This window comes from Paenibacillus sp. FSL R10-2771 (genome assembly GCF_038000205.1).
GTDB classification, from domain to species: domain Bacteria; phylum Bacillota; class Bacilli; order Paenibacillales; family Paenibacillaceae; genus Paenibacillus_AQ; species Paenibacillus_AQ phytohabitans.
In genome coordinates, this window is record NZ_JBBOBM010000001.1 from 2,588,513 (window position 1) to 2,612,275 (window position 23,763).

General features: G+C 50.2%; 27 protein-coding genes. All 27 read left to right on the forward strand.

The genetic code is table 11. The annotated features are described in order from the left end of the window. Window positions 1-2: 2 nt before the first annotated feature. Window positions 3-368: a response regulator gene (locus tag NSU14_RS11170; protein ID WP_019910416.1), complete on the forward strand. Its 366-nt coding sequence runs from the start codon at window positions 3-5 to the stop codon at window positions 366-368. A 9-nt stretch (window positions 369-377) separates the two neighbouring features. Then, entirely contained in the window at window positions 378-908 is a 531-nt protein-coding gene (locus tag NSU14_RS11175; protein ID WP_039295189.1) for a flagellar biosynthetic protein FliO, read from the forward strand. Continuing rightward, window positions 905-1,669, forward strand: coding sequence for a flagellar type III secretion system pore protein FliP (gene fliP, locus NSU14_RS11180; protein ID WP_039295192.1), 765 nt, complete (start codon window positions 905-907; stop codon window positions 1,667-1,669). Before NSU14_RS11175 ends, fliP begins: the two co-directional genes overlap by 4 nt. Window positions 1,670-1,691: 22 nt before the next feature. Continuing rightward, window positions 1,692-1,961, forward strand: coding sequence for a flagellar biosynthesis protein FliQ (gene fliQ, locus NSU14_RS11185; RefSeq protein ID WP_036692523.1), 270 nt, complete (start codon window positions 1,692-1,694; stop codon window positions 1,959-1,961). A gap of 4 nt (window positions 1,962-1,965) precedes the next feature. Then, the gene (gene fliR / locus NSU14_RS11190) at window positions 1,966-2,757 is read left to right on the forward strand and encodes a flagellar biosynthetic protein FliR (RefSeq protein WP_039295194.1); all 792 of its coding nucleotides are present in this window, start codon (window positions 1,966-1,968) and stop codon (window positions 2,755-2,757) included. A gap of 22 nt (window positions 2,758-2,779) precedes the next feature. Next, window positions 2,780-3,874: a flagellar biosynthesis protein FlhB gene (gene flhB / locus NSU14_RS11195; protein WP_039295197.1), complete on the forward strand. Its 1,095-nt coding sequence runs from the start codon at window positions 2,780-2,782 to the stop codon at window positions 3,872-3,874. 71 nt (window positions 3,875-3,945) lie between these two features. Further along, on the forward strand, window positions 3,946-5,928 hold the full coding sequence (gene flhA, locus NSU14_RS11200; RefSeq protein WP_371916295.1) for a flagellar biosynthesis protein FlhA: 1,983 nt from the start codon (window positions 3,946-3,948) through the stop codon (window positions 5,926-5,928). After that, window positions 5,925-7,337 (forward strand): flagellar biosynthesis protein FlhF, encoded by a 1,413-nt coding sequence (gene flhF, locus NSU14_RS11205; RefSeq protein ID WP_076246933.1) that lies wholly within the window; start codon window positions 5,925-5,927, stop codon window positions 7,335-7,337. Before flhA ends, flhF begins: the two co-directional genes overlap by 4 nt. Then, window positions 7,334-8,215, forward strand: coding sequence for a MinD/ParA family protein (locus tag NSU14_RS11210; protein WP_042138144.1), 882 nt, complete (start codon window positions 7,334-7,336; stop codon window positions 8,213-8,215). Before flhF ends, NSU14_RS11210 begins: the two co-directional genes overlap by 4 nt. A gap of 35 nt (window positions 8,216-8,250) precedes the next feature. After that, window positions 8,251-9,666: a protein-glutamate methylesterase/protein-glutamine glutaminase gene (locus tag NSU14_RS11215; protein ID WP_076246932.1), complete on the forward strand. Its 1,416-nt coding sequence runs from the start codon at window positions 8,251-8,253 to the stop codon at window positions 9,664-9,666. 34 nt (window positions 9,667-9,700) lie between these two features. Beyond that, window positions 9,701-11,785, forward strand: coding sequence for a chemotaxis protein CheA (locus NSU14_RS11220; protein ID WP_076246930.1), 2,085 nt, complete (start codon window positions 9,701-9,703; stop codon window positions 11,783-11,785). 27 nt (window positions 11,786-11,812) lie between these two features. Further along, complete coding sequence (locus NSU14_RS11225; RefSeq protein ID WP_039295214.1) at window positions 11,813-12,274, forward strand: chemotaxis protein CheW; 462 nt, start codon at window positions 11,813-11,815, stop codon at window positions 12,272-12,274. A gap of 36 nt (window positions 12,275-12,310) precedes the next feature. Next, entirely contained in the window at window positions 12,311-12,904 is a 594-nt protein-coding gene (locus NSU14_RS11230) for a chemotaxis protein CheC (protein WP_216626453.1), read from the forward strand. Beyond that, a complete protein-coding gene (locus NSU14_RS11235; protein ID WP_042138138.1) occupies window positions 12,897-13,394 on the forward strand; it encodes a chemotaxis protein CheD in 498 nt (165 codons plus the stop codon). Before NSU14_RS11230 ends, NSU14_RS11235 begins: the two co-directional genes overlap by 8 nt. 2 nt (window positions 13,395-13,396) lie before the next feature. Continuing rightward, window positions 13,397-13,813: a hypothetical protein gene (locus NSU14_RS11240; RefSeq protein ID WP_042138137.1), complete on the forward strand. Its 417-nt coding sequence runs from the start codon at window positions 13,397-13,399 to the stop codon at window positions 13,811-13,813. Window positions 13,814-13,890: 77 nt separating this feature from the next. Continuing rightward, window positions 13,891-14,679, forward strand: a complete 789-nt coding sequence (locus tag NSU14_RS11245; RefSeq protein ID WP_042138136.1) for a FliA/WhiG family RNA polymerase sigma factor — start codon at window positions 13,891-13,893, stop codon at window positions 14,677-14,679. Between the two features lie 30 nt (window positions 14,680-14,709). Then, entirely contained in the window at window positions 14,710-16,113 is a 1,404-nt protein-coding gene (locus tag NSU14_RS11250) for a DUF342 domain-containing protein (protein WP_340944803.1), read from the forward strand. A 66-nt stretch (window positions 16,114-16,179) separates the two neighbouring features. Further along, window positions 16,180-16,488 (forward strand): hypothetical protein, encoded by a 309-nt coding sequence (locus NSU14_RS11255; RefSeq protein ID WP_340944805.1) that lies wholly within the window; start codon window positions 16,180-16,182, stop codon window positions 16,486-16,488. Between the two features lie 61 nt (window positions 16,489-16,549). Further along, on the forward strand, window positions 16,550-17,128 hold the full coding sequence (locus NSU14_RS11260; protein WP_042138129.1) for a hypothetical protein: 579 nt from the start codon (window positions 16,550-16,552) through the stop codon (window positions 17,126-17,128). Then, on the forward strand, window positions 17,125-17,760 hold the full coding sequence (locus NSU14_RS11265) for a hypothetical protein (protein ID WP_340944806.1): 636 nt from the start codon (window positions 17,125-17,127) through the stop codon (window positions 17,758-17,760). Before NSU14_RS11260 ends, NSU14_RS11265 begins: the two co-directional genes overlap by 4 nt. Window positions 17,761-17,957: 197 nt before the next feature. Beyond that, the gene (rpsB, locus tag NSU14_RS11270; RefSeq protein WP_036692565.1) at window positions 17,958-18,659 is read left to right on the forward strand and encodes a 30S ribosomal protein S2; all 702 of its coding nucleotides are present in this window, start codon (window positions 17,958-17,960) and stop codon (window positions 18,657-18,659) included. A gap of 135 nt (window positions 18,660-18,794) precedes the next feature. Beyond that, the gene (tsf, locus tag NSU14_RS11275) at window positions 18,795-19,445 is read left to right on the forward strand and encodes a translation elongation factor Ts (protein WP_039295244.1); all 651 of its coding nucleotides are present in this window, start codon (window positions 18,795-18,797) and stop codon (window positions 19,443-19,445) included. Between the two features lie 107 nt (window positions 19,446-19,552). Then, window positions 19,553-20,281 (forward strand): UMP kinase, encoded by a 729-nt coding sequence (gene pyrH, locus NSU14_RS11280; protein ID WP_039295247.1) that lies wholly within the window; start codon window positions 19,553-19,555, stop codon window positions 20,279-20,281. Continuing rightward, window positions 20,281-20,835, forward strand: coding sequence for a ribosome recycling factor (gene frr / locus NSU14_RS11285; RefSeq protein ID WP_039295250.1), 555 nt, complete (start codon window positions 20,281-20,283; stop codon window positions 20,833-20,835). The genes pyrH and frr overlap by 1 nt, the downstream gene beginning before the upstream one ends. A 78-nt stretch (window positions 20,836-20,913) precedes the next feature. Beyond that, window positions 20,914-21,681, forward strand: coding sequence for an isoprenyl transferase (locus tag NSU14_RS11290; protein ID WP_039295253.1), 768 nt, complete (start codon window positions 20,914-20,916; stop codon window positions 21,679-21,681). 21 nt (window positions 21,682-21,702) lie between these two features. After that, on the forward strand, window positions 21,703-22,506 hold the full coding sequence (locus NSU14_RS11295; protein WP_042138125.1) for a phosphatidate cytidylyltransferase: 804 nt from the start codon (window positions 21,703-21,705) through the stop codon (window positions 22,504-22,506). Window positions 22,507-22,528: 22 nt separating this feature from the next. After that, window positions 22,529-23,668 (forward strand): 1-deoxy-D-xylulose-5-phosphate reductoisomerase, encoded by a 1,140-nt coding sequence (locus tag NSU14_RS11300; RefSeq protein WP_042138124.1) that lies wholly within the window; start codon window positions 22,529-22,531, stop codon window positions 23,666-23,668. Window positions 23,669-23,763: the final 95 nt, after the last annotated feature.

Below are 23,763 nucleotides of genomic sequence, written 5' to 3' on the forward strand. Positions count from 1 at the left end.
AAATGGCTAACCGAATTCTAATCGTGGACGATGCAGCATTTATGAGAATGATGATCCGGGACATTTTGTCGAAGAACGGATTTGAGGTAGTGGGTGAAGCCCAGGACGGTTCACAGGCTATAGAGAAATTTAAGGAACTGCGTCCGGATCTGATCACGATGGATATCACCATGCCTGAAATGGACGGAATCGCCGCCCTAAAAGAAATCAAAAAAGTAGATGCCAATGCCAAAGTCATCATGTGTTCAGCCATGGGTCAGCAGGCTATGGTCATTGATGCAATTCAAGCCGGAGCGAAGGACTTTATCGTTAAGCCTTTCCAGGCTGACCGTGTAATTGAAGCTATCAACAAAACGTTGGGTGTGTAGGAATCAGGTATGTTAGCCAATTCCGGAACGCTCGGAGACGGTAGTAATGCCCTGCTGAATTTGCTCAAAGTTGTATTTGTTCTTGCAGTAATTGTCATTCTTATCGTGCTGCTGATCCGTTTTCTGGGACGCCGCAATCAGACAATGATGAGCGGCCGTTCCATCCGTACACTTGGTGCGATGGGGCTCGGTCCGAATAAGTCGATTCAGATCATCGAACTCGGCGGCAGCCTCTATCTGATCGGAGTGGGTGAGAATATATCCATGATGGATAAAATCACCGATCCGGCAGAAGTTGCTTTAATCATTTCCGCATTCGAAGATCAAACGTCAGGAACTGACAATTTTATTACACCGCTTATCGCCAAAATCAAATCCAAGCTGCGCGGTGAAGTCCCGTCCCAGGAAATTGAACTTAATGAGACTTCGTCTTTCTATGAGACGCTGCAGTCCAAGCTTGCGCTTGCGCCTGAGCGTAAAGAGAAGCTCGAAGAGCTGCTGCGGGATGAAGACCTTAAGAATGAGTCGAGGGATTTATGAAAAAAAAGCTGATTCTTTCGTTACTGCTTCTAGGTATATTCAGTATTGTTCTTCTGCATCCGGTTCACGCGGATCCTATTCCCAACATTAGTATTCAGGTCGGTGATAACGATACTGCAAGCGGTGGCACGAGTTCAATTTCCATACTGCTGCTGGTAACGGTTCTGAGCATAGCTCCTTCATTTCTGGTGTTAATGACGAGCTTTACCCGGATAGTGATCGTACTGGGGTTCGTAAGAACTTCGCTCGGTACGCAGCAAATGCCCCCAAACCAGGTGCTTGTGGGACTGGCTTTGTTCCTGACCCTGTTCATTATGTCACCGACACTGGCAACAGTGAATGAAACGGCCTTACAGCCGTATATGAAAGGCACGCTGACCCAGAGCGAGGCGCTCAATAAAGCGCAGGAACCGCTGAAGGAATTTATGTTCAAGCAGACCAATACCAAGGACCTGCTGCTGTTCATGAACTATACCGGCAACAATGCAACGGTCAAACCGGCCAGCTACAATGATATCCCTTTGACAGTTATGGTACCGGCGTTTGCGATTGGTGAGATGAAAAAAGCATTTATGATGGGCTTTATGATTTTTATACCCTTTCTCATTATTGATATCGTAGTATCCAGCACGCTAATGGCCATGGGGATGATGATGCTGCCGCCGGTCATGATATCCTTGCCTTTCAAAATTATGCTCTTTGTGCTAGTGGACGGCTGGTACCTAGTAGTCAAATCACTGCTGCTAAGTTTTAACACCTGACCCTTAAGAGGAGGCGTAAGGGATGAATGCGGAGTTTATTATCGGTCTAGCCGGCCAAGCCGTATATTTGGTGCTGGAAACCAGCGCACCCATGCTGATTCTTGGTCTGGTGGTAGGACTGATCGTCAGTATATTTCAAGCCACAACCCAGATTCAGGAGCAAACCCTGGCGTTTGTTCCCAAAATCGTTGCCGTACTGCTCGCATTACTGCTATTCGGTCCGTGGATTATAACGAAGCTGGTGGATTTCACCAGTCAAATTTTGGGCAGCCTCTATATGTATATCGGTTGAGATTATGAATATAGAGACCCTGCTGCAAAGTTTTCCTGTCTTTCTGCTGATTTTTTGTCGAATTACAGCCTTTTTTGTTGTCGTCCCTGTCTTTTCTTCGCAAAGTGTGCCGACAACATTCAAAATTGGTTTGTCTTTTTTTGTTTCCATGGTTATCTTCAGTTCAGGCGGGATGAACGTCACCGTTCCGCAGGATCTCAATTTTATTCTGCTGATCGTCAGAGAAGCTTTAATCGGACTGCTGCTTGGATTTGTCGCGTATCTGATGTTTATGACGATTCAGACGGCGGGTTCTTTTATCGATATTCAGATCGGGTTTGGTATCGCCAATGTAATTGACCCGATGACTGGTGCATCTGCTCCTATCATCGGTAACTTCAAGTATATGATTGCGCTGCTGCTGTTTCTGGCGATGAACGGACATCACTATTTGCTGGATGCCATTGTTTACAGTTATAAATGGGTGCCGATCGACAATGACCTGTTCCTCAAAATGATCGACGGAAGCTTGTCGGAATTCCTGATACGCACCTTCGCACAATCCTTCATGCTGGCCTTTCAAATGTCGGCGCCGCTGGTTACCGCATTATTCTTAACGGATGTGGGTCTGGCCTTTCTGGCGAGAACCGCTCCGCAATATAATGTGTTCGTCATCGGGGTTCCGCTCAAAATCATTGTAGGTCTGGCGCTGCTTCTTATACTGATGCCGGGGCTGGCTGTGCTGTTCCAGAATCTCTTCGACATTATGTTTGAGTCCATGCATAACTTACTTGGCCTCGTGGGGAAGAGTCCTTAGGTAACGGTAAGGAGAGAGTGTCATGGCTAAGCCAAAACGATATAAATTAAATCTTCAGCTGTTCGGGGGAGATAAGACTGAGAAGGCCACCCCGAAGAAACGGCAGGACGCCCGCAAGAAAGGGCAGGTTGCCAAGAGCGCGGAGATGTCTGGCGCAGTGGTGCTGTTCTCGGCATTGTTGTCGCTGAGCATTTTCGGCGGTTTCATGAAAGAACGCTTTGTCAAGCTGTTCACAGATGTGTTTCAGAACCGGATGATGATGGAAGTAACAGCGGAGAATATCTCCAAGCTGTTCAACCAGTACGGGCTGCAGATTCTGATTCTGCTGGCTCCCCTGCTGGGCATCACCTTCCTTCTGGCGCTTGTGGCCAACTTCGCGCAGGTGGGTTTTATGGCTAGCGGTGCAGGGATTACACCTAAGTTCGAGAAGATCAATCCGATCAAAGGCTTCAAGAATATTTTCTCCATGCGTTCGTTTGTTGAGTTCCTCAAGTCGATCTTCAAGCTGGTGCTGATAGCCTATCTGGTCTACAGCACGCTCTGGGGGGAGAAGGAGAGCTTCGCTTCCCTCGCACGTGTTAGTGCTGAAAGTGTGTTCGGCTTCGCTGCGAAGCTGACCATGAGCCTGGGCATCAAGATTGCGGCGGCTCTTTTTATCATGGCCGTTCTGGACTATATCTATCAGAAATACGAGCATGAGAAAAGTCTGAAAATGTCCAAGCAGGATATTAAGGACGAGTACAAAAAGATGGAGGGCGACCCCATCATTAAAGGTAAAATCAGGGAACGCCAGCGCAGAATGGCGATGCAGCGGATGATGCAGGAGGTCCCTAAGGCCGATGTTATCATCACAAACCCGACCCACTTTGCGGTTGCCCTGAAGTATGACGGTTCCAAAATGGAGGCTCCGCAGATTATAGCCAAGGGCCAGGATTATGTGGCGCTCCGTATCAGGGAGCTGGCCAAGGAGCATGGTGTTGTGACTATGGAGAATAAGCCGCTGGCACGGGCGCTATTCCAGAGAGCGGAAATCGGTGATGTGGTTCCGGCCGATTTGTTCCAGGCTGTTGCCGAAGTGCTGGCCTATGTATACAAGCTTAAAGGTAAGAGGAGATAAGCCGGGGGAGGTTAAGGACATTGAAAGCTAGAGATCTAACAGTTCTACTGGGCGTTATCGGCATTGTGCTTATGATGATTCTGCCCATCCCTGTCTGGCTTCTGGATGTACTGTTAATTGTCAATATCTCAATAGCCCTGACCATTATATTGGTCGCAATGAATACGAAGGATCCGCTGCAGTTCTCGATTTTCCCTTCATTACTCTTGATCACTACACTGTTCCGGTTAGCCTTGAATATCTCCACCACCAAACTGATTCTTGGTGATGGTCATGCAGGTGAGGTGGTAGCTACATTCGGAAGCTGGATTGCAGGGGGACAAATCGCTATAGGTTTCATCGTCTTCCTGATTCTGGTTGTTGTGCAGTTCATTGTTATCACCAAAGGCTCTGAGCGCGTTGCAGAGGTGGGGGCACGCTTTACACTGGATGCGATGCCTGGTAAACAGATGAGTATCGATGCGGATTTGAATGCAGGGATGATCAATGAGCAGCAGGCGCGTGAACGCCGGCGTAATGTTGAGCGCGAAGCGGATTTCTTCGGAGCCATGGATGGTGCGAGTAAATTCGTTAAAGGTGACGCCATTGCCAGTATTATCATCCTGCTGATCAATCTGATCGGCGGCTTTATTATCGGGATGACAATTCACGGAATGTCCTTCCAGGATGCACTTTCAACCTACTCCATACTAACGATCGGGGATGGCCTGGTCAGCCAGATTCCGGCACTGCTTATTTCCACCGCTTCCGGTCTGATCGTAACCCGGGCGGCTTCGGAAGGCAATCTGGCTGAGGATCTGACTGGACAATTGCTGTCTTATCCGAAGCTTCTATATATTGTAGCAGTGACCATTGCTTTTCTGGGTTTCTTCACCCCGATCACGGTGATGTCTACATTGCCTCTGGCGGGTCTGATGGCTTATGCGGCCTACAGCATGGGGCAGAAGGCCAGCAGGCAGCAGATTGCCGATGAACAGCTGGTAGAGGAGAAGCAGATTGAAGAAGTGCGCAGTCCCGAAAGTGTCATTAATCTGCTGACGGTTGACCCGATCGAGTTCGAATTTGGCTATGGCCTGATCCCTTTGGCGGATACGGGACAGGGCGGCGATCTGCTAGACCGTATCATCATGATTCGACGGCAATGTGCGCTTGAGATGGGTCTAGTCGTGCCGGTTATTCGTATTCGCGACAATATTCAACTAAAACCGAATGAATATGTCATCAAAATTAAAGGAAATAACGTTGGCGGCGGTGAATTATTACTTAATCACTATCTTGCCATGAGTCCCGGTTATGATGACGAGTCGATTAGCGGGATTGAGACTATCGAACCATCGTTTGGATTACCTGCATTATGGATTGATGAATCTGTTAAAGAACGTGCGGAATTATCCGGTTATACCGTAGTGGATCCGCCTTCTGTTGTAGCCACGCATTTGACAGAGCTAATCAAACGTCACGGTCATGAGCTGCTGGGACGCCAGGAGACCAAACAGCTGGTCGATAATCTCAGAGAGAACTATCCCGTTCTGGTGGACGAACTCATTCCTTCCATACTGGCGGTTGGTGATATTCAGAAAGTCCTTGGCAAGCTGCTCCGTGAGAAGATTTCCATCCGGGATCTGGTAACGATCTTCGAGACTCTGGCGGATTATGGCACATACACCAAGGATCCTGATATTCTGACGGAATATGTCCGGCAGTCCCTGTCCAGGCAGATTACACAGCAATTCTCACAATCGGGTGAAACATTGCGTGTAATTACGGTAGGTCCCACACTTGAAAAGAAGATTACCGAAAGTGTTCAGCAGACAGAGCAAGGCAGCTATTTGGCACTTGATCCTGTTTCCACTCAAACCGTCTATCAGCGGCTTACGGAGCAGATCAACCGTCTCCTGCAATCCGGACAGCAGCCGATCGTCTTAACATCTCCTACCATTAGAATGTACTTGCGGCAGGTGATTGAACGGACGATGCAGGATATCCCGGTATTGTCTTACAGCGAGCTCGAGCCAAATATTGAAATTCAAAGCGTTGGGGTGGTGAATTTATGAGAGTGAAGCGTTATGTGGTCGATACGATGCCTGACGCCATGCATTCCATCCGCAGCGAACTTGGAAGCGACGCCGTCATTTTAAGCACCAAAGAGGTTAAAGTCGGCGGATTTATGGGCATGTTCACCAAAAAGAAAATTGAAGTCGTGGCAGCCGTTGAGAATACGCAGAAGCCGGCCGTGCCGGAGAAAGCACCTGCTCAACCGATGAATATACCACGAAGCGCTGTTCCGCAAGCTTACCAAAAGGCGGCTTCAGCATCTGCTCCTCAGGCTGGGCCGGTGAAAGAAACAACATCAGCCCGATCATTTGCCGAGATTGCCGCTGCACTTTCTGATCATGGTGATCAGGGCGGCGGAGGGGTTGCTGTGCTCCCGGCACTGTCGAAGACATATGAGCCGGACATTACGGCAGTCGAACCCGCCAACGTGCCGCAGCCGGTTTCAACTCCGGAGGAGAGCCGTAGAGCTCTCTCGGCAATCTATGATTCACTTGCCGCTGAAGAGCCTGCCCCTGGCGGTGTTCCTGCACAAGAGAGCGATGTCCTTCGTGAAATCAGGGATATGAAGCACTGGATGGAACGTATCGCGCGTTATTCCTCCGGGGCAGCTGAATTGCCGGATGCGCTGGAAGTGCTCAAAGGCCGTCTGATTGATCAGGAAACAGATGCTGTACTTGTGGATGAATGGATTGGAAATGTTCTGGAGCGCTACCGGGGAGAAGGCAGCGGCTGGAGTGCTGATCGCTTTGGCGAGGCGCTGGAAGAGCAGATCGGTGAATTCCTGGCCGGACGCATCGGCAAAGGAATTGCTCCGGATACAAAGATCGTATACATTGCCGGACCTACAGGTGTAGGCAAGACAACGACCATTGCCAAACTGGCGGCGGAGCAGCTGTTTAAGCAGGGCCGAAAAGTGGGCCTGATTACCTCGGACACCTACCGGATTTCAGCAGTCGAGCAGCTTAGAACATACGCATCCATTCTGAATATGCCGCTGGAGGTTGTCCAGTCGCCCGGGGATCTGCAAAGAGCCATGTTCCGCCTGGAGGGCTGTGATCTGGTACTTATGGATACTGCAGGCCGGAACTACCGCAATGAAATGCTGGTGGCCGAACTGCAGAGTCTGCTTGCCAAGGAGCTCAAAAGCGAAACCTTCCTGGTGCTCAGCCTGACCTCCAAAAGCCGCGACATGAAAAAGATCGCTGAGCACTTTGGCAGATACCCGCTGGATAAGGTTATTTTCACGAAGCTGGATGAAACAGGCAGCTATGGCCCGCTCTTCAATGTTCTGAATGATTTTCCGCTAAAGCTCTCTTATATTACGAATGGCCAGAATGTTCCTGATGATCTTCTGATGGCTACCAGAGAGCAGATTACCGGAATGCTGCTGGGAACAGGGGGCGAGTGATGGATCAGGCGCAAGCTTTAAGACGGTTAGTATCCAGCCAGGATTCCAGGCAGCTCACCGGCAGCGGAGTCTCTGCCCGGATCATTACCGTATGCAGCGGAAAGGGGGGAGTCGGAAAGTCGAATTTCACCCTTAACTTTGCACTTGCACTGAAATCCCTGGGGCGGAGAGTTCTGTTGTTCGATGCCGATATCGGCATGGCTAACATTGACGTGCTAATGGGCGTGTCAGCGAAATACAATCTGTACCATCTGCTTAAGCGGGAAGCCGATATCGGACAGATCATTCAGTTGGGTCCGGATTCTTTACCTTTTATCGCAGGCGGTTCCGGTATGGATGAGCTGTTCTCACTCTCAGAAGCTGATCTGGACTACTTTACCGCTCAGATTGCGCAAATTGCCGACACGATGGACTTTATACTCTTTGACACAGGGGCTGGATTGTCGAAGGAAACGATGAAGTTTATCACTTCTGCAGATGACTGCCTGGTTGTCACGACGCCTGAGCCAACCGCCATTACGGATGCATACGCGCTGATGAAAGTTGTTCATAATTCGCATCCTGAGGTTTCATTCCGGCTGATTGTCAATCAGGCGGGGGATGAACGGGAAGCAAGAGTGACCAGTGATAAAATCCGCATGGCCGCCAGCCGGTTTCTGCAGCTCGAACTCCCGTTTTTGGGCTATATAAGCAGTGATCCCCATGTAGTTCAGGCAGTGAAGAAACAAATTCCATTCTCAGTGGCTTTTCCGAACAGTATAGCAGCTAAAGATGTGCACCGGCTTGCGCTGAGCTATCTGGCTGTTGATTCAGTAGAAACCGCTAAAGTACAGGGCATCAAGGGATTTATCAGCAAGTGGTTGAAACGAAACAAATAATTGTTCTGAATTTGAGGGACAGAGGTGGAAATGCTATGAGGCCATACAAGGTTTTGGTCGTTGATGATTCCGCTTTTATGCGTAAAATCATTTCCGATTTAATTGAAAATGATCCTGACTTTCAGGTAACAGCAACGGCGTCCAACGGCCGTGAAGCTATCGAGAAAGTGAATGAGCTCCGGCCGGATCTGGTAACCATGGATGTGGAAATGCCGGAAATGAATGGTCTGGAGGCGCTGAAAATAATAATGGCCCAGCGGCCGCTTCCAGTCATTATGCTGTCAGGCATTAATGAAGAGGGGATGAAGGAAACAATTCTGGCGCTGGAATGGGGGGCTTTCGATTTCATCCGAAAGCCGTCCATTTCAAACTCCCAGGATATTATCGCAGTCGGGGAGTCACTCCGTGAGCAGATGAAGGAAGCCATGCTGGCGCGCGAACAGCGTGAAGCACGCGCTTCTGCTCACAAGGCTCCTGAACTGCCGCCTGCTGATCAGACGGTTCTGCCAGCGCCGCCTCCTGCTCCGCGAACGGTCATAGAACCAGTGAAACGGAAGGCAGAGCCGCTGAAGAAAGAAACGGAATCCCTGCGCAAGCCGGTCCAGAGTACACTGAAGCCAAAAGGGAAAGCACCTCTGGAGCTGGCGGCAGACAAGAATCCGCCAGTGAAAGGCCCTGGCAGTGAAGTTACGAAGCGGCTGGGCAAGCCGGCTCCGGCAGTGCCACCACCTGCCTCCGAACGCTTCAGAAGCCGGACCCGAGGGGATGCGGGAGCAGTATTGCCTGATCTGCGGTCTGCTGCCGCTGAGACGGCCGCAGGAGGCTTCATTGATCCTCCTGTAGCGCATGCAGGCCCTGTGAACGGAAACAGGGGTCTGCGCAAGCTGGTTGCTGTAGGATGCTCTACCGGCGGTCCCCGGGCGCTGAAGGCGTTCCTGGAGAACATTCCCGGTGATTTTCCGGCACCGATTGTCATTGTTCAGCATATGCCGCCTAATTTCACCAAATCGCTGGCCCAGCGGCTGAATACCTTCAGCGCACTGGAGGTTGCTGAAGCGGAGCATGGCATGATTCTGCGGCAGGGAGCTGCGTATATTGCTCCCGGCGGTTATCATCTGAAGGTTGCTCCGGCAGCCGGCGGCCAATATGTGATTGAGCTTACCAAGGAAGAAGCGCGCAACGGACATCGGCCTTCTGTAGATACGCTGTTCGAATCGGTACTGCGGCTTACCTCGCTTGAACGTCATGCGGTCATTATGACCGGGATGGGCAGCGACGGGGCCCGTATGATGAAGGCACTCTATGACTCGGGTGTGACGTCAACCTTTGCCGAGAGTGAAGAGACCTGTGTCGTTTACGGAATGCCGCGGTCTGCAGTGGAGCTACAGTGCGTGAAACATATCCTGCCTTTGCAAGAAATTGCTCCAAGGCTGGTGCAAGCCGTTAAATAAAGGAAAAGCGAACTCGAAGGGGAGGTGCTCGTTAGTGGACATGAACCAATATTTATCCATGTTTATTGATGAGTCAAATGATCATCTGCAGTCATTGAACGAAAGCATGATGGGGCTGGAAGCAAATCCTGAAGATCTGAGTATTGTCCAGGTGATTTTCCGCTCTGCCCATACCTTGAAAGGTATGGCGGCTACGATGGGTTTTGAGGATTTGGCTTCGCTTACGCACCAAATGGAGAATGTGCTTGATCTGGTGCGTAACAATAAACTGCGGATGCAGGATTTCATTTTTGACACCCTGTTCAAGAGTATTGATGCTCTGGAATCCATGGTGGAGGACATCACAGGCGGAGGAGAGGGGAAGGCTGATGTATCGGCAATTGTATCCTCTCTCCAGGCTATCGTCCGGGGAGAAGTTCCCGCTGCCGGCGGAGCTGCTGCTGAAGTCACTGCGGCTGCTGCCGGCAATGCCACGGATGCCCAGGTGTTTCTGGATGAATTCCAGTACTCTGTGCTGGAGCAGTCTCTGCAGGAAGGCCATCAGGTGCTGTATGTTGATGTTGCCATCCGCAAGGACTGTCAGCTCAAGGCAGTGCGTGCATATATGGTCTTCGACCTTCTGGAGCGTTCAGGAGAAGTTGTTAAGTCTTTCCCTTCGGTTCAGGACATAGAGCAGGAGAAATTCGATTACGGATTCTCCCTCTACTACATAACCCAAAAGGATGCCAGTGAAATTCAGAAGATGATCCTGAATTTGTCGGAGATCGATACGGTTACAGCCGTAGCACTTGATCAGGAATCCCTGCGCCAGATGGGACAGGAAAGTGTTGCAGCTACCGCAGAAGCGCCTGCCCCTGCTCCGGTGCAGGAGGCTGCTCAGGCTGCCTCTAATGCTTCACCGGCTGCTTCCGCACATGGCAAGGAAGAGAATAAGACAGCACCGGCCAGAGCAGGCGGAGCGCCTTCTCCTTCCCGCACGATCCGTGTGGACATCGAGCGTCTGGATGTACTCATGAATCTGTTCAGTGAGCTGCTCATTGACCGCGTTCGGCTGGAACAGCTGGCTTCCGAAGTGCAGAACGGGGATCTTACCGAAACGGTTGAACATATGGGCCGGGTCAGCGGGGATCTGCAGAACATAGTGATGAAGCTGCGCATGGTGCCGGTGGATACCGTATTTAACCGGTTCCCGCGGATGGTGCGCGATCTCGCCAAATCGCTTGACAAGAAAGTTGATCTGATCGTTACCGGTGCTGAAACAGAGCTGGACCGTACCGTAATTGATGAGATTGGTGATCCGCTTGTGCATTTGCTGCGTAATGCAGTAGACCACGGTGTTGAGTCCATAGCAGACCGTGTCGCTGCCGGCAAGCCGGAGACAGGGACCGTCCACCTCCGGGCTTTCCATAGCGGCAACCATGTCTTCATCGAGATTGAAGAGGACGGCAGAGGCATCTATCCGAAGAAGATTCTGGGGTCTGCAGTTAAGAAAGGCGCCATTACCCAGGAGCAGGCCAATGCGATGTCTGATGATGAAGCGTATCAGCTTCTGTTTGCACCGGGCTTCAGTACGGCAGAGGTAATCTCTGACGTATCGGGCCGCGGCGTCGGTCTGGATGTAGTCAAAGCAAAGATCTCCTCCCTGGGCGGCAACGTCACCATTTACTCTACACCGGGTAAAGGGACGAACTTCTCCGTTCAGCTCCCGCTGACCCTGTCGATTATCGCAGCCATGCTGGTTCGTCTGGGTTCAGAGAAATATGCAATTCCGCTCTCTTCCATAGTAGAGACAGGGATTGTCAAACAGTCTCAGATCCGTACCATTCACGGTAACAGAATGCTGGAATTCCGGGGCAGCCATATTCCGCTCGTTTCACTGAGCAAGATCTTCTCTATTCCGGACTATGATGAAAGCACCGAAGAGGAAACAGAGATTGTGGTTGTACGCAAGGGAGAGCGTCTTGTTGCCTTGGCGGTTCAAGACTTTATCGGGCAGAATGAGATTGTCATCAAGAATCTGGGCAAGTATCTGCCGGATGTTCAAGGCATTTCCGGAGCCACTATTCTTGGTGATGGACAAGTTGCACTTATTATCGATCCGAATGCTTTTATTAAATAATCAGGATAGAACAGGGAGGTTCATTCCATGGCTGAAGATATCAAAGTCATAGTATTTAAGCTTGGCACTGAAGAATACGGCATTGAAGTGGAGAAGGTCCAGACCATTGAGCGTATGATGCCCATTACCCGCGTGCCCAAGACCTATTCTTTTATCAAAGGTGTAATCAATCTGCGCGGTGTAGTCATCCCCGTTATTGATCTGCGCGGCCGTTTCAGTATTGAGGAAGCAGAGCATACAGACCAGACCCGGATCATTATTGTGAATGTGAATGAGATGGAAGTAGGCTTCATCGTCGATTCTGCGAATGATGTTATTGATTTGAACCGTGACATTATTGATACACCACCGGATGTCGTAGGCGGAATCAAAGCGAAGTATCTGGACGGGGTGGCCAAAATTGGAGAAGACCGTCTGCTGATTATGCTTAACTTGTCCGAAGTGCTGAACAAGGGCGAAATCGTGCAACTGGAAAGCCTGGAGGGCTAGCCAGTGGAGCTATTCAAAAACTTCAAGGATTTCAAAATGGATGTGCTGAAAGAAGTCGGGAATATTGGAGCCGGTAACGCCGCCACCGCGTTGTCTCAGCTGCTTAATAAGCCGATTGATATGGCTGTACCCAAGGTGCAGCTTCTCAGTTTTGAGGAGATTACCGATAAGGTCGGCGGAGCTGAAGAATTGGTGTATGCTGTATTCCTCCGTGTAGAAGGTGAAGCTCCGGGCAACCTGTTCTTCATTCTTTCTCCGGAAGCTGCGACCAACCTGCTCAGCCGGATTGCCGGAATTGAGATTTCAGGCGGTGAAGAGCTCAGTGAAATGGAGTTATCCGCACTGAGCGAAATCGGCAATATCCTTGCCGGCTCCTACCTTTCATCACTGGCTGACTTTACCTCACTCTCCATGTATCCGACAGTACCGGCGCTTGCTATGGATATGGCCGGGGCAATTCTTGGATACGGGCTGCTGCAGTTCGGTCAGATGGGTGATGATGCGCTGCTGATCGATACGACGTTCCTGGAAGGCCAAAATGAGATTGAAGGGCAATTTTTCCTTATTCCCGATCCCGAATCATTCCCCAAAATATTCAAGGCATTAGGAGTACCGTTTGATAATGATTGAAGAACAGAGCATTATTAAAGTAGGCATGGCGGATCTTAACATAGGCAGCCAGGACAGTCTTATCCGTACGACCGGTCTTGGTTCCTGTGTTGGCCTGACACTGTTTGATCCCGGCAAAAGACTTGCAGGCATGGCACATGTCATGCTGCCCTCGTCAGATATTGCCCGGGAAGGACAGCTGAATATTGCCAAGTTTGCCGATACCGCTGTGCCTGAGCTTTTATCCCGCCTGCTGGCGCTAGGGGCGGTCCGGAGCCGGATTGTGGCCAAGATGGCCGGAGGCTCGCAGATGTTCGCATTTGCCGGGGGGAGTGACACCATGAGGATCGGGCCTCGTAATGTGGAATCCTGCAAACTAGCATTGGACGCATTGAACATTCCGCTGATCGCGGAGGACACGGGTGGCAATTATGGACGTACGATAGAAATCGCCTGCAATACCGGGGTGCTCTTTATCCGCAGCGTTCAAAAAGGCCCGAAGGAAATATAGCCATGAGCAAGAAAATATTATTAAGCACAGGTCTCGGGTTGATTGGATTTCTATTTACGTTTCTTACAAACTACGGACATAATTTAGTTGGAACCAGCCTGATCCGGGGAATATATGGATTTATTATCTGGTTTGTGCTTGCTTTCCTTCTAAGATGGGTATTGGGTGTTATTATTGGGAAATCCTCTGAATCTTCAGACCTTGAAGCCGGATTTGAAGATAACGGTGAGGCACTTGGTGCCAAGCTTGATATTCAGACGCCGGAAGAGGATCAGGAATTGAAGGACCTGCTGACACCGAAGCCGGAAGCGGGAAGTGTGGACTTGAGTGGTTTCACACCTCTGCAGCCTCCAAAACTGGTCTCTATGAAAGATCCTGAAGAATTGGCCAAGGCCGTTCGTCACCTGAAAGAAGAATAAGCGAGTGCTGCGGCGAAAGTCCGTAATCTTGCGCCGCATGGTACCCGCTGACTAAACTTTGGGAAGGGTGAAAGCCGTTGAACGAGCATAAAGCTGCTCAGTCAGAAACAGATGGACTATGGGAACAATGGAAAGAGCAAGGTGATCCTGAGGCCAAAAAAAAGCTGATTGAGAGTTATCTCCATATTGTAGATTACGTATCCAGCCGTCTGGCAGTGGGACTGCCCAAAAATGTATCCAAAGATGACTTGGCCAGCAATGGTGTGATGGGACTGATTGATGCCATCGAGAAATTCGACTACAAGCGGGGACTGCAATTTCAGACCTATGCTTCCTGGCGGGTAAGAGGAGCGATCCTTGACTCTCTGCGGCAAAGTGACTGGGTTCCCAGATCCGTGCGAGAAAAAGCGAAAAAAATCGAGGATGCCTACCAGCAGCTGGAACAGAAGTATTTGAGATCCGTTAGTGACGATGAAATGAGCCAGTATCTTAACATTACTGAAACGGAGTTTCAGACTATGCTGCAGGATGTTGCAGTCATGTCGCTCTGCTCATTAGAAGATCCTATTCGTGAAGAAGAATCAGAGACACGTATGTCTATTCTGGTGGATGATAAGGCTAAGAATCCGGACCGTAAAGTAAATGAGTTCTATCTGCGTGATACGCTGACTAAAGGCATCGAGAAATTAACAGTGAAAGAACGGACCGTCGTGTCCCTTTTATATTATGAGGATTTATCTTTGAGCGAGATCGCTGAAGTGATGTCACTCTCTCCTTCGCGGATCTCACAGCTTCATTCGAAGGCTATTTTGCGGCTAAGAGGAACACTTGAGAAGAACCGTGATCTTCTTATGCAAAATGATTAACCGGGCGCCGGTGACAAGGGGGAGCAGAATTTGATCGGTCAATATGTTTTGGGCCAATACCTGAGTATTACGTTTTCGGATGATAAAGGGATTGCTTACCTCCAGTTCATCAAGAAGGATGAGAATTTCTCCTGTACAATAGAAGATCTTGAAAGCTTCCTGGTCAGTCACAACATTCGATTTGGCATCCAGCGGGATATTGTTCAGCGGATCTGCAGCAACCCGGAAGAATATTTCTGGAAAAGGGTGCCGATCGCAATCGGCCAGCCTGCTGTCAACGGCAAGGATGGACGGATGGTACTGACCGTGGATCTGGAGGAAGACCGTAAGCCGCTGGAGAAAGAAGATGGCAAGGTTGACTATAAGGATCTGGTCCGGCTTCACAATGTGAGGAAGGGCCAGCTTATAGCCAGAATCATACCGGCAGAGAATGGTGTAAGCGGAAAGACAGTGACCGGGGAGGAGCTTCCGTATAGAGCAGGGAAGCAAGCCCATTTCAAGGTTGGCAAGAATGTACTGGTGGATCAGGAAGAGACCTCTATGTATTCGGCGATAGATGGATTGGTTACGCTGACAGACAAGGGCAAGATCAATGTATTTCCTGTATATGAGGTCAATGGTGATGTGGATTACAGTACAGGGAATATTGATTTTGTCGGGACGGTTGTCATTCGCGGCAATGTGCTTACCGGCTTCACCGTCAAATCCGCCGGAGATATCCGAGTGGTTGGCGGGGTGGAAGGTGCCGAGCTGATATCCGGCGGCTCCATCGAAATTACCGGCGGAATTATCGGCTATAACAAAGGCCTCGTAAGCGCCGGGAAAAATGTCAAAGTCTCATTTATCCAGGATGGCAATGTGGTGGCCGGAGAAGATGTAATTGTCTCGCAAAGCATTATGCATTCCAACATTCGCGCAGGCCGTGATGTGCTCTGTAACGGTGCCAAAGGTTTGATTGTAGGCGGGATAGTACAGGCAGGCGATAAAGTTGTCGCACGAACCATCGGCAATACAATGTCGACGGCTACAGCGGTTGAGGTGGGCGTTGTTCCCGAGCTGAGAAATGAGATTAATGAGCTGCGCCAGGAATTGCGTCACCTTCTTGAGAATGAAGACAAGACCAATAAGGCATTATACCTTCTCAATCAGTTGGCGAACAACGGTCAGCTTTCCCCGGATAAGGTGGCGCTCCGCGTGAAGCTCAATGCGACCAAGCAATCCCATATGCGTGATGAAAAGAGAATTAAGGAACGCGTACTCGAGATTGAGCGGATGCTTGAGGATACAGGCAGGGCACGGGTGGATGTGATCAAAACAATCTATGGAGGATCAAAGATTGTTATTGGCAGGTATACCAGATTCGTTAAAGATCCTACAGAACGGGTATCCTTTGTTTACAGTGAAGGGGATATATCGATAATACCGTACATTTAAGCAGGCAGGCAGCGGGAGCGGCCTGCTATTCCTTGATTCTATATGGACTATGGGAGATGAGATCTGATGAGTCTGAAACCGGTGGAACTACAAATCGCCCTGCCCCGGACACATGATGCAGCTAAAGTTCAGAACAGCCAGCAGCAGCGTCCGGCGCTTGACCAGCAGCAATTGGCAGGCCAGAACGTCAAGCATAGCCAGGAAATCGCCATGCGCAGCAGTGAGGTGGACGAATCTTCGGAATCAGCACTGCGGGACGGGGGTAAGGAGAAGCAGCCGGACAGCCACGCTGATCCGCGTCAGCCAAGGAAGCCTGAGACCGTCCACGATGCCGAGCATCCTTATAAGGGACACCGGATAGATTTCAGTCTTTGAGTCCAGTTAAACTATTGATGAGTAAGCTTCTATGAATTGAATGTAAAAGGAGATTAGACACTTGGACCCATGGGTATATATCGTGCTGGTAGGCGCTGTCGCTATCGTTTATGCCCTGAGACTGCCGGCAAAGGCCAGCAAGGAAGACTCGGATGAGAAGAAGAGCCTCAAGGAGACGGAGGCCGCGCTGGAGTTATATATGGCAGATATCGAACATGAGAATACAGAACTGCTTCAGCTGGTCGGCAGCATCAAAGCGCAGTCGCAGAGTAACAAAACAGCCCTGCAGGAAGAGATTGGCACACTGCGTGAGCAGGTGGCTGAGCTTAGTAAGAGCCTGCTGCTTCTGGATGCCCGGCTGACCGCTGAAGAGAAAGGCCTGCTTCAGCTTGCCGCAACCTTCTCAAGGGAGCCTTCGGCTGCCCAGTCTGCGGAGAATGCTTCTGCAGCCCCAACTGCTGAAGCTGAAATTCAGCCTGCCAGGCAAAAGCCGGTCAGCTCCATAAAGCTGAGATATCCGCGATTGTTCGAACTGCATGAACAAGGAAAATCGATAGATTCTATCGCCAAGACTGCAGGTCTCCAGCGGGGCGAGGTCCAGCTGATTCTGCAGTTGGCCCATCAGGAGGAATCGGTATGATCAAGAACCGGTTCTTCATGCTCGGGTTAGGCATCGGTCTGATTGCCGGCGCACTGCTGCTGCAGCTGATGATTGCCGGGAAGGCTGCTCCGCTCACCAAAGAACAGCTGATCAAGGAAGCGGAGCGACTGAATTTGACCGTGGTGGATCATGTGCAGTCCCCAGATGAAGGGGCGGCCAGCGGGGAAGAGGAAGCACAGGAAGGCAATTCTGCGGGAACGCCCGAGTCTTCCCAGATCCCCGCAGAGGAGGCGGCAACTGCTTCTCCGGCTCCTGCGGCCACACCTAAAGCCGCAGTGGAGCCGAGTGCAGCTGTGACTCCCGGCAAGCCGTCAGCGCCAGTACAGCCGGAGAGCAGTGCTGCAGACACGGGCATTGTAGCTCCAGCCAGTCCGGAAGCGCCTGCGGTTGCAGTGAACGGCGATATTTCTGTGCGGATTCCTACAGGAATTACACTCGCCCAAACTGCGGATGTGCTGGCCGGTGCCGGAGTTATTCAAGATAAAGCGGAGTTTCTTAAGAAGGCGAACAGCCGTAAAGTGAACAAGATTATCCAATACGGCAGCTACAATTTTGCCAAGGGCGAGAGCATGGACTCTATTATTGATAAGCTGATTACTGTGAAGAAATAAGTGTTTTACGATAAGAAATTTATAAATTCACAGTAATCGTTGCATAGAATAATTTAATATGGTATAGTAATTGACGGTGTTAAAACACACGCCGGTTGATTTCGACAAGAGGTGCTTTCTTCTGAAGAAAGTCTTGTAGAAAGATGACACGCGGCGGAGGAGACACACAATAAACCAAAATTAGGAGGTGTGTGAAGATGGCAGTAATTTCCATGAAGCAGCTTCTCGAAGCTGGGGTACACTTCGGTCATCAGACTCGTCGTTGGAATCCAAAGATGGATCGTTATATCTTCACTGAAAGAAACGGAATTTACATTATTGACTTACAGAAAACAGTCAAAAAGGTAGAGGAAGCTTACAACTTTGTAAAGAGCGTCGCTGGCGACAACGGCACAATCCTATTCGTAGGAACAAAGAAACAAGCACAGGATTCCGTAAAAGAAGAAGCTGAACGTTCAGGTATGTTCTTCATTAACCAACGTTGGCTCGGTGGTACCCTGACTAACTTCCAGACTATTCAGAAGCGTATTGACCGCCTGAAGAAATTGGAAGCTTGGGAAGAAGACGGTACCTTCGCAGTATTGCCTAAGAAAGAAGTTATCCTTCTCCGCAAAGAGAAAGATCGTCTTGAGAAATTCCTGGGCGGTATCAAGAACATGAAAGGTCTTCCAAGCGCGCTGTTCATCATTGACCCGCGTAAAGAGCGTATTGCTGTAGCAGAAGCTCGCAAATTGGGTATTCCTATCGTAGCTATCGTTGATACTAACTGCGATCCGGACGAAATCGACTACGTAATTCCAGGCAATGACGACGCTATCCGCGCCGTGAAGCTCTTGACTGGTAAAATGGCTGACGCTGTTGTTGAAGCTCATCAGGGCGAAGACACAACTACTGCTTAAGTAGTATCCGGGACATAAACAAGAACTTAAATGAAAAGGGTGGTTGGCAGGTGGATAACCTCTCACTGCCCTTTTTTTAGGATAATGGGCCTTGAGCCCGCGTATGACAACGACAATTATCTGGAGGGAATAACAATGGCAGTAGATGCAAAGGCAGTAAAGGAACTTCGTGAAAGAACAGGAGCAGGAATGCTCGATTGTAAAAAGGCCCTTGAAGAAGCAAACAACGATATCACAAAAGCGGCTGAATTGCTTCGTGAAAAAGGTTTGTCCGCAGCAGCTAACAAAGCTGGTCGTATCGCTACTGAAGGTACAGTAGAATCTTACATCCACGCTGGCGGCCGTATCGGCGTTCTGGTAGAAATCAACTGCGAAACTGACTTCGTTGGTAAAACAGATTCCTTCAAAGATTTCGCCCGCGATATCGCAATGCAAATCGCAGCAGCGAACCCGCTGTATGTTCGCCGTGAAGAAGTGCCGGCTGCAGATGTTGAGAAAGAAAAAGAAATTCTTAAGAACCAGGCGCTGAACGAAGGCAAGCCTGAAAAAATCGTTGAAAAAATGGTTGAAGGCCGCATCAGCAAGTTCTATGAAGAATATTGCCTGCTTGAACAGCCTTTCGTTAAAGACCCGGACAAGACTATTTCCCAATTGCTGAACGAAAAAATCAGCACTATTGGCGAAAACATCTCCATCCGCCGTTTCGTTCGTTACGAGCTGGGTGAAGGTCTTGAGAAGAAAGTCGATAACTTTGTTGAAGAAGTAATGGCACAAGTGAACCAATAATAGCTGAGAAGCATTTTGTAATAAGAACTGAATAAAGGCAAGCATCAAAAGAGCGGAACACATATCACGTAGTGTTCCGTCTTTTGTAAGAAAGTGAGGGTATACAATTGGAACAGCCGGTATTTAAGAGAGTAGTCCTTAAGGTTAGCGGTGAATCACTTGCCGGACAGAATGGCTATGGCATCGATGCCGAAACGATCATCTCCATCGCGGAGCAGGTCAAGGAAGTCGTTGAGCTTGGAGTTCAGGTTGCCATTGTGTGCGGCGGAGGTAACATCTGGCGCGGAATCGCGGGAAGTGCAAGCGGCATTGACCGGGCGACAGCGGATTATATGGGAATGCTGGCAACCGTCATGAACTCGCTGGCACTGCAGGATGCCCTGGAGCAGATTGATGTCCCTACACGGGTTCAGACCTCCATTGCCATGCAGCAAATTGCTGAGCCTTATATCCGCCGCCGGGCAATCCGGCATCTGGAAAAGGGCCGTGTAGTTATTTTTGCCGCAGGAACAGGGAATCCGTTCTTCTCGACGGATACAACGGCAGCGCTCAGAGCGGCCGAGATTGAAGCCGAAGTGATTCTGATGGCGAAGAACAAGGTGGATGGTGTCTATTCCGCGGATCCGTTCAAGGACAGCACTGCCGTGAAATACGAGCAGCTTACTTACATGGATATTCTGAACAAGAACCTGGGTGTTATGGATTCCACCGCTTCCTCTCTCTGCATGGATAATAATATACCGCTCATTGTGTTTGCTATTACAGAGCAAGGCAATATTAAACGTGTCGTTCTCGGCGAAAAGATCGGGACGATTGTTAAAGGGAGTGTAAATTAATGCCACAATCGGTGAAGAAAAATGCCGAAGAGCGTATGGAAAAAGCGATTTTGTCGCTAAAACGCGATTTGGCTACACTGCGGGCAGGACGTGCTTCGACGTCACTGCTGGATCGCATTCAAGTGGAGTACTACGGTGCTCCGACTCCTCTTAATCAGCTGGCTAACATCAGCACACCGGATTCCCGGACACTGCTGATCCAGCCGTGGGACAAAACATCGATGTCTGACATCGAGCGGGCGATTATGAAGTCTGATATCGGGATTACGCCAGCCAATGACGGTACAATCATCCGTTTGTCCATTCCACCGCTTACTGAAGAACGCCGCGGCGAGCTTGTAAAGTTCACCAAGAAGTTCGGAGAAGAAGCGAAGGTAGCTATCCGTAACATCCGCCGCGATGCGAACGATGACATCAAGAAGATGGAGAAGAACGGCATTTCGGAAGACGAATCACATGGACATCAGGAAGATATCCAGAAATCAACGGATAAGTTCATAGCTGAAGTCGATAAAGTGCTCTTGTCCAAAGAAAAAGAGATTATGGAAGTATAATGAAATTCAAGAGACTTCAGGCCCCTCCGTCTATGGTGGGGTTTGTCTCTTTCTGATAAGAGCTTGGAGGAAACGGAAATGATCAAACGGATTCAAGAATGGCTGAGCCGTAAAGACAGGCAGGAGCCAGTCGAGATTTCACCGGATAATATTCCCCGGCATGTAGCTGTAATTATGGATGGCAACGGACGCTGGGCGAAACGGCGCGGCTTGCCCCGTATTGTGGGTCATCAGAACGGGATGAAGGCGGTCAAACGTGCGACAATCGCGGCGAATGACCTGGGAGTAGAGTTCTTGACCATGTACGCTTTCTCCACGGAGAACTGGAAGCGGCCGAAGGATGAGGTTGATTTCCTGATGCGCTTGCCTGTGGAATTTCTGGCCATTGAACTGGATGAACTGATTGAGAAGAATGTACAGGTACGTGTAATGGGGGATACCGAGGCTTTGCCTTCCCATACCCGCAGGGCGATGGAAGAAGCGGTTGCCCGGACCGAAGGGAATACCGGACTTATACTTAATTTTGCACTGAACTACGGTGGCCGTAAAGAGATTGAAGACTGTATGCGCGGCTTGGGCAAGGATATCCAGGCAGGTATTCTGACACCTGATGAGATTACTTCAGCACTGATTGACAGCAGACTCTTATCCGGCGGACTGCCTGACCCTGATCTGCTGATCCGTACGAGCGGCGAAATGCGCCTCAGTAACTTTATGCTCTGGCAGATTGCCTACAGTGAATTATGGTTTACAGATGTGTACTGGCCGGAGTTTGACAAGACGCATCTGATGCAGGCTGTGGCAGAATATCAACGCCGCACACGCCGTTATGGTGGATTGAAGTAGCCTGATGGGAGATGGGAATCTTTGAAGCAGCGATTGATTACCGGAATTGTTGCCGGAGCCTTGTTTTTGGGCTTGTGCCTTTTGGGAGGCTGGCCGTATCAGCTGTTGCTGACTGCCATGGCCCTCATCGGCTATTATGAATTTGTAAAAATGACAGGTACAGCAACCTTCGGAGGGACTGCTGTACTTGGTTATGCGTCCGTAGTATGCTTCATGATCCCCTGGAACCTGCTGGGGACTTCCGAGTTATTATCGTGGGAGCAGGGAATCTGGCTGCTTATGCTGTTATTCCTGCTGGTTACGGTCTTCAGCAAGAACAAGCTGGATATTAAGATCACCGCTTTGATGTTCACCGGCATTGTATACATAGGGATGGGCTTCTCTTATATGGCTATCGCCCGCGGTGCGGGAGATGGACATGGGCTTCTCTGGACGTTTCTGCTGCTGTGCTGCATCTGGGGAAGTGATGCCGGAGCGTATTTTGTCGGCCGAAGCTTCGGACGCAATAAGCTCTGGCCGGCGATTAGTCCTAACAAAACTATCGAAGGTGCCCTTGGCGGAGTATTAATCTCTGCCGTGATTTCAATTGTTTTTGCCCTATTGGTTCCTGATCTGCTGACAATCGGACGCGCACTGCTTATCGGGGTTTCCTGCGCCGTTCTGGGTCAGCTCGGAGATCTTGTACAGTCTGCTTATAAACGGGTGTACGGTATTAAGGATTCAGGCTCGTTGCTGCCTGGTCATGGAGGCATCCTGGACCGCTGTGACAGCTGGATTATCGTATTTCCTTTCGTACATATCGTAATGCTGATGCCTTACTATTAACGACAGGAAGAAGGTTTCAACTGTGAAAAGAATCAGTATTCTCGGCTCTACGGGTTCAGTCGGCACCCAGACACTCGATGTCGTAGCCATGCATCCGGAAGCCTTTGTAGTGGACGGGCTGGCAGCGGGAACGAATACCCGGCTGCTGCTGGAGCAGGTCCGCCGCTTCCATCCGCGCCGCGTTTCTGTGTCTACACCGGAGCTTGCAGCGGAGATCAGATCCAGTCTGCCTGCCGGCGTAGAGCTCTACAGCGGACGTGAAGGTCTGGTGGAGATTGCCGCCGGCGGTGACGCTGAGACGGTTGTGACTGCCCTCGTGGGCAGTGTGGGTCTGCAGTCTACAATGGCGGCTATTGAAGCCGGCAGACATATTGGACTGGCCAACAAGGAAACGCTGGTTACCGCCGGACACCTGGTTACGGAGCTGGCGGGCCGCAAAGGCGTCAAGCTGCTGCCGGTTGACAGCGAGCATTCAGCCATTTTTCAATGCTTAAACGGCGAGAACCGCGAAGATGTTGCCTCGATTACCATCACAGCATCCGGAGGATCTTTCCGTGATTATACGCGAGCACAGCTTAAGAATGTTACTGTAGAGGATGCGCTGCGCCACCCGAACTGGAGCATGGGGGCCAAGATTACGATTGATTCGGCAACCATGGTTAACAAAGGGCTGGAAGTAATCGAAGCGCATCATCTGTTTGCCCTCCCGTATGAACAGATTAATGTGCTGCTGCATCCGGAGAGCATTATTCACTCCTATGTGGAATTCCGTGACAGCAGTATCATAGCGCAGCTGGGAACGCCGGATATGCGGGTTCCGATTCAATATGCACTCACCTATCCGGACCGCTGGCAGTCGCCTGCTGAGCGGCTGTCGCTGGCCAAAGTAGCCAGTCTCACTTTCCGTGAGATGGACTATGAGCGCTTCCCCGCCCTGAAGCTGGCTATCGACTGCGGCACCATGGGAGGTACGGCTACAACCGCCTTCAATGCAGCGAATGAGATTGCCGTTGCCCGTTTCCTGCGCGGCGAGATTCCGTTCCTGCGGATTGACGAGATTATTGATGAAGTCCTTCAGCGCCATGAGAATGCGGCTCATCCGAATCTGGAGCAGATTCAGCACTGTGATACGGTGACCCGGGAACTTGCGGCTGTGCTGTAAGAGGACAAGGCGCATTTTGTATTCCGGAAATATTTGTTATGCCCTGAAAAATAGGGGTGGACTGTTGATTCTCTTGTGCCTTACCTTGGAATAAT

What these genes read in the sequence shown, in the direction of transcription:
- NSU14_RS11255 (WP_340944805.1), top strand. Translation starts at nt 16,180, where the DNA reads ATGAGTCTGAAACCGGTGGAACTACAAATCGCCCTGCCCCGGACACAT.
- NSU14_RS11290 (WP_039295253.1), top strand. Translation starts at nt 20,914, where the DNA reads ATGATCAAACGGATTCAAGAATGGCTGAGCCGTAAAGACAGGCAGGAG.
- NSU14_RS11175 (WP_039295189.1), top strand. Translation starts at nt 378, where the DNA reads ATGTTAGCCAATTCCGGAACGCTCGGAGACGGTAGTAATGCCCTGCTG.
- fliR (WP_039295194.1), top strand. Translation starts at nt 1,966, where the DNA reads ATGAATATAGAGACCCTGCTGCAAAGTTTTCCTGTCTTTCTGCTGATT.
- tsf (WP_039295244.1), top strand. Translation starts at nt 18,795, where the DNA reads ATGGCAGTAGATGCAAAGGCAGTAAAGGAACTTCGTGAAAGAACAGGA.
- NSU14_RS11265 (WP_340944806.1), top strand. Translation starts at nt 17,125, where the DNA reads ATGATCAAGAACCGGTTCTTCATGCTCGGGTTAGGCATCGGTCTGATT.
- fliP (WP_039295192.1), top strand. Translation starts at nt 905, where the DNA reads ATGAAAAAAAAGCTGATTCTTTCGTTACTGCTTCTAGGTATATTCAGT.
- NSU14_RS11225 (WP_039295214.1), top strand. Translation starts at nt 11,813, where the DNA reads ATGGCTGAAGATATCAAAGTCATAGTATTTAAGCTTGGCACTGAAGAA.
- NSU14_RS11215 (WP_076246932.1), top strand. Translation starts at nt 8,251, where the DNA reads ATGAGGCCATACAAGGTTTTGGTCGTTGATGATTCCGCTTTTATGCGT.
- flhB (WP_039295197.1), top strand. Translation starts at nt 2,780, where the DNA reads ATGGCTAAGCCAAAACGATATAAATTAAATCTTCAGCTGTTCGGGGGA.
- frr (WP_039295250.1), top strand. Translation starts at nt 20,281, where the DNA reads ATGCCACAATCGGTGAAGAAAAATGCCGAAGAGCGTATGGAAAAAGCG.
- flhF (WP_076246933.1), top strand. Translation starts at nt 5,925, where the DNA reads ATGAGAGTGAAGCGTTATGTGGTCGATACGATGCCTGACGCCATGCAT.
- NSU14_RS11230 (WP_216626453.1), top strand. Translation starts at nt 12,311, where the DNA reads ATGGATGTGCTGAAAGAAGTCGGGAATATTGGAGCCGGTAACGCCGCC.
- flhA (WP_371916295.1), top strand. Translation starts at nt 3,946, where the DNA reads ATGATGATTCTGCCCATCCCTGTCTGGCTTCTGGATGTACTGTTAATT.
- rpsB (WP_036692565.1), top strand. Translation starts at nt 17,958, where the DNA reads ATGGCAGTAATTTCCATGAAGCAGCTTCTCGAAGCTGGGGTACACTTC.
- NSU14_RS11240 (WP_042138137.1), top strand. Translation starts at nt 13,397, where the DNA reads ATGAGCAAGAAAATATTATTAAGCACAGGTCTCGGGTTGATTGGATTT.
- fliQ (WP_036692523.1), top strand. Translation starts at nt 1,692, where the DNA reads ATGAATGCGGAGTTTATTATCGGTCTAGCCGGCCAAGCCGTATATTTG.
- NSU14_RS11170 (WP_019910416.1), top strand. Translation starts at nt 3, where the DNA reads ATGGCTAACCGAATTCTAATCGTGGACGATGCAGCATTTATGAGAATG.
- NSU14_RS11235 (WP_042138138.1), top strand. Translation starts at nt 12,897, where the DNA reads ATGATTGAAGAACAGAGCATTATTAAAGTAGGCATGGCGGATCTTAAC.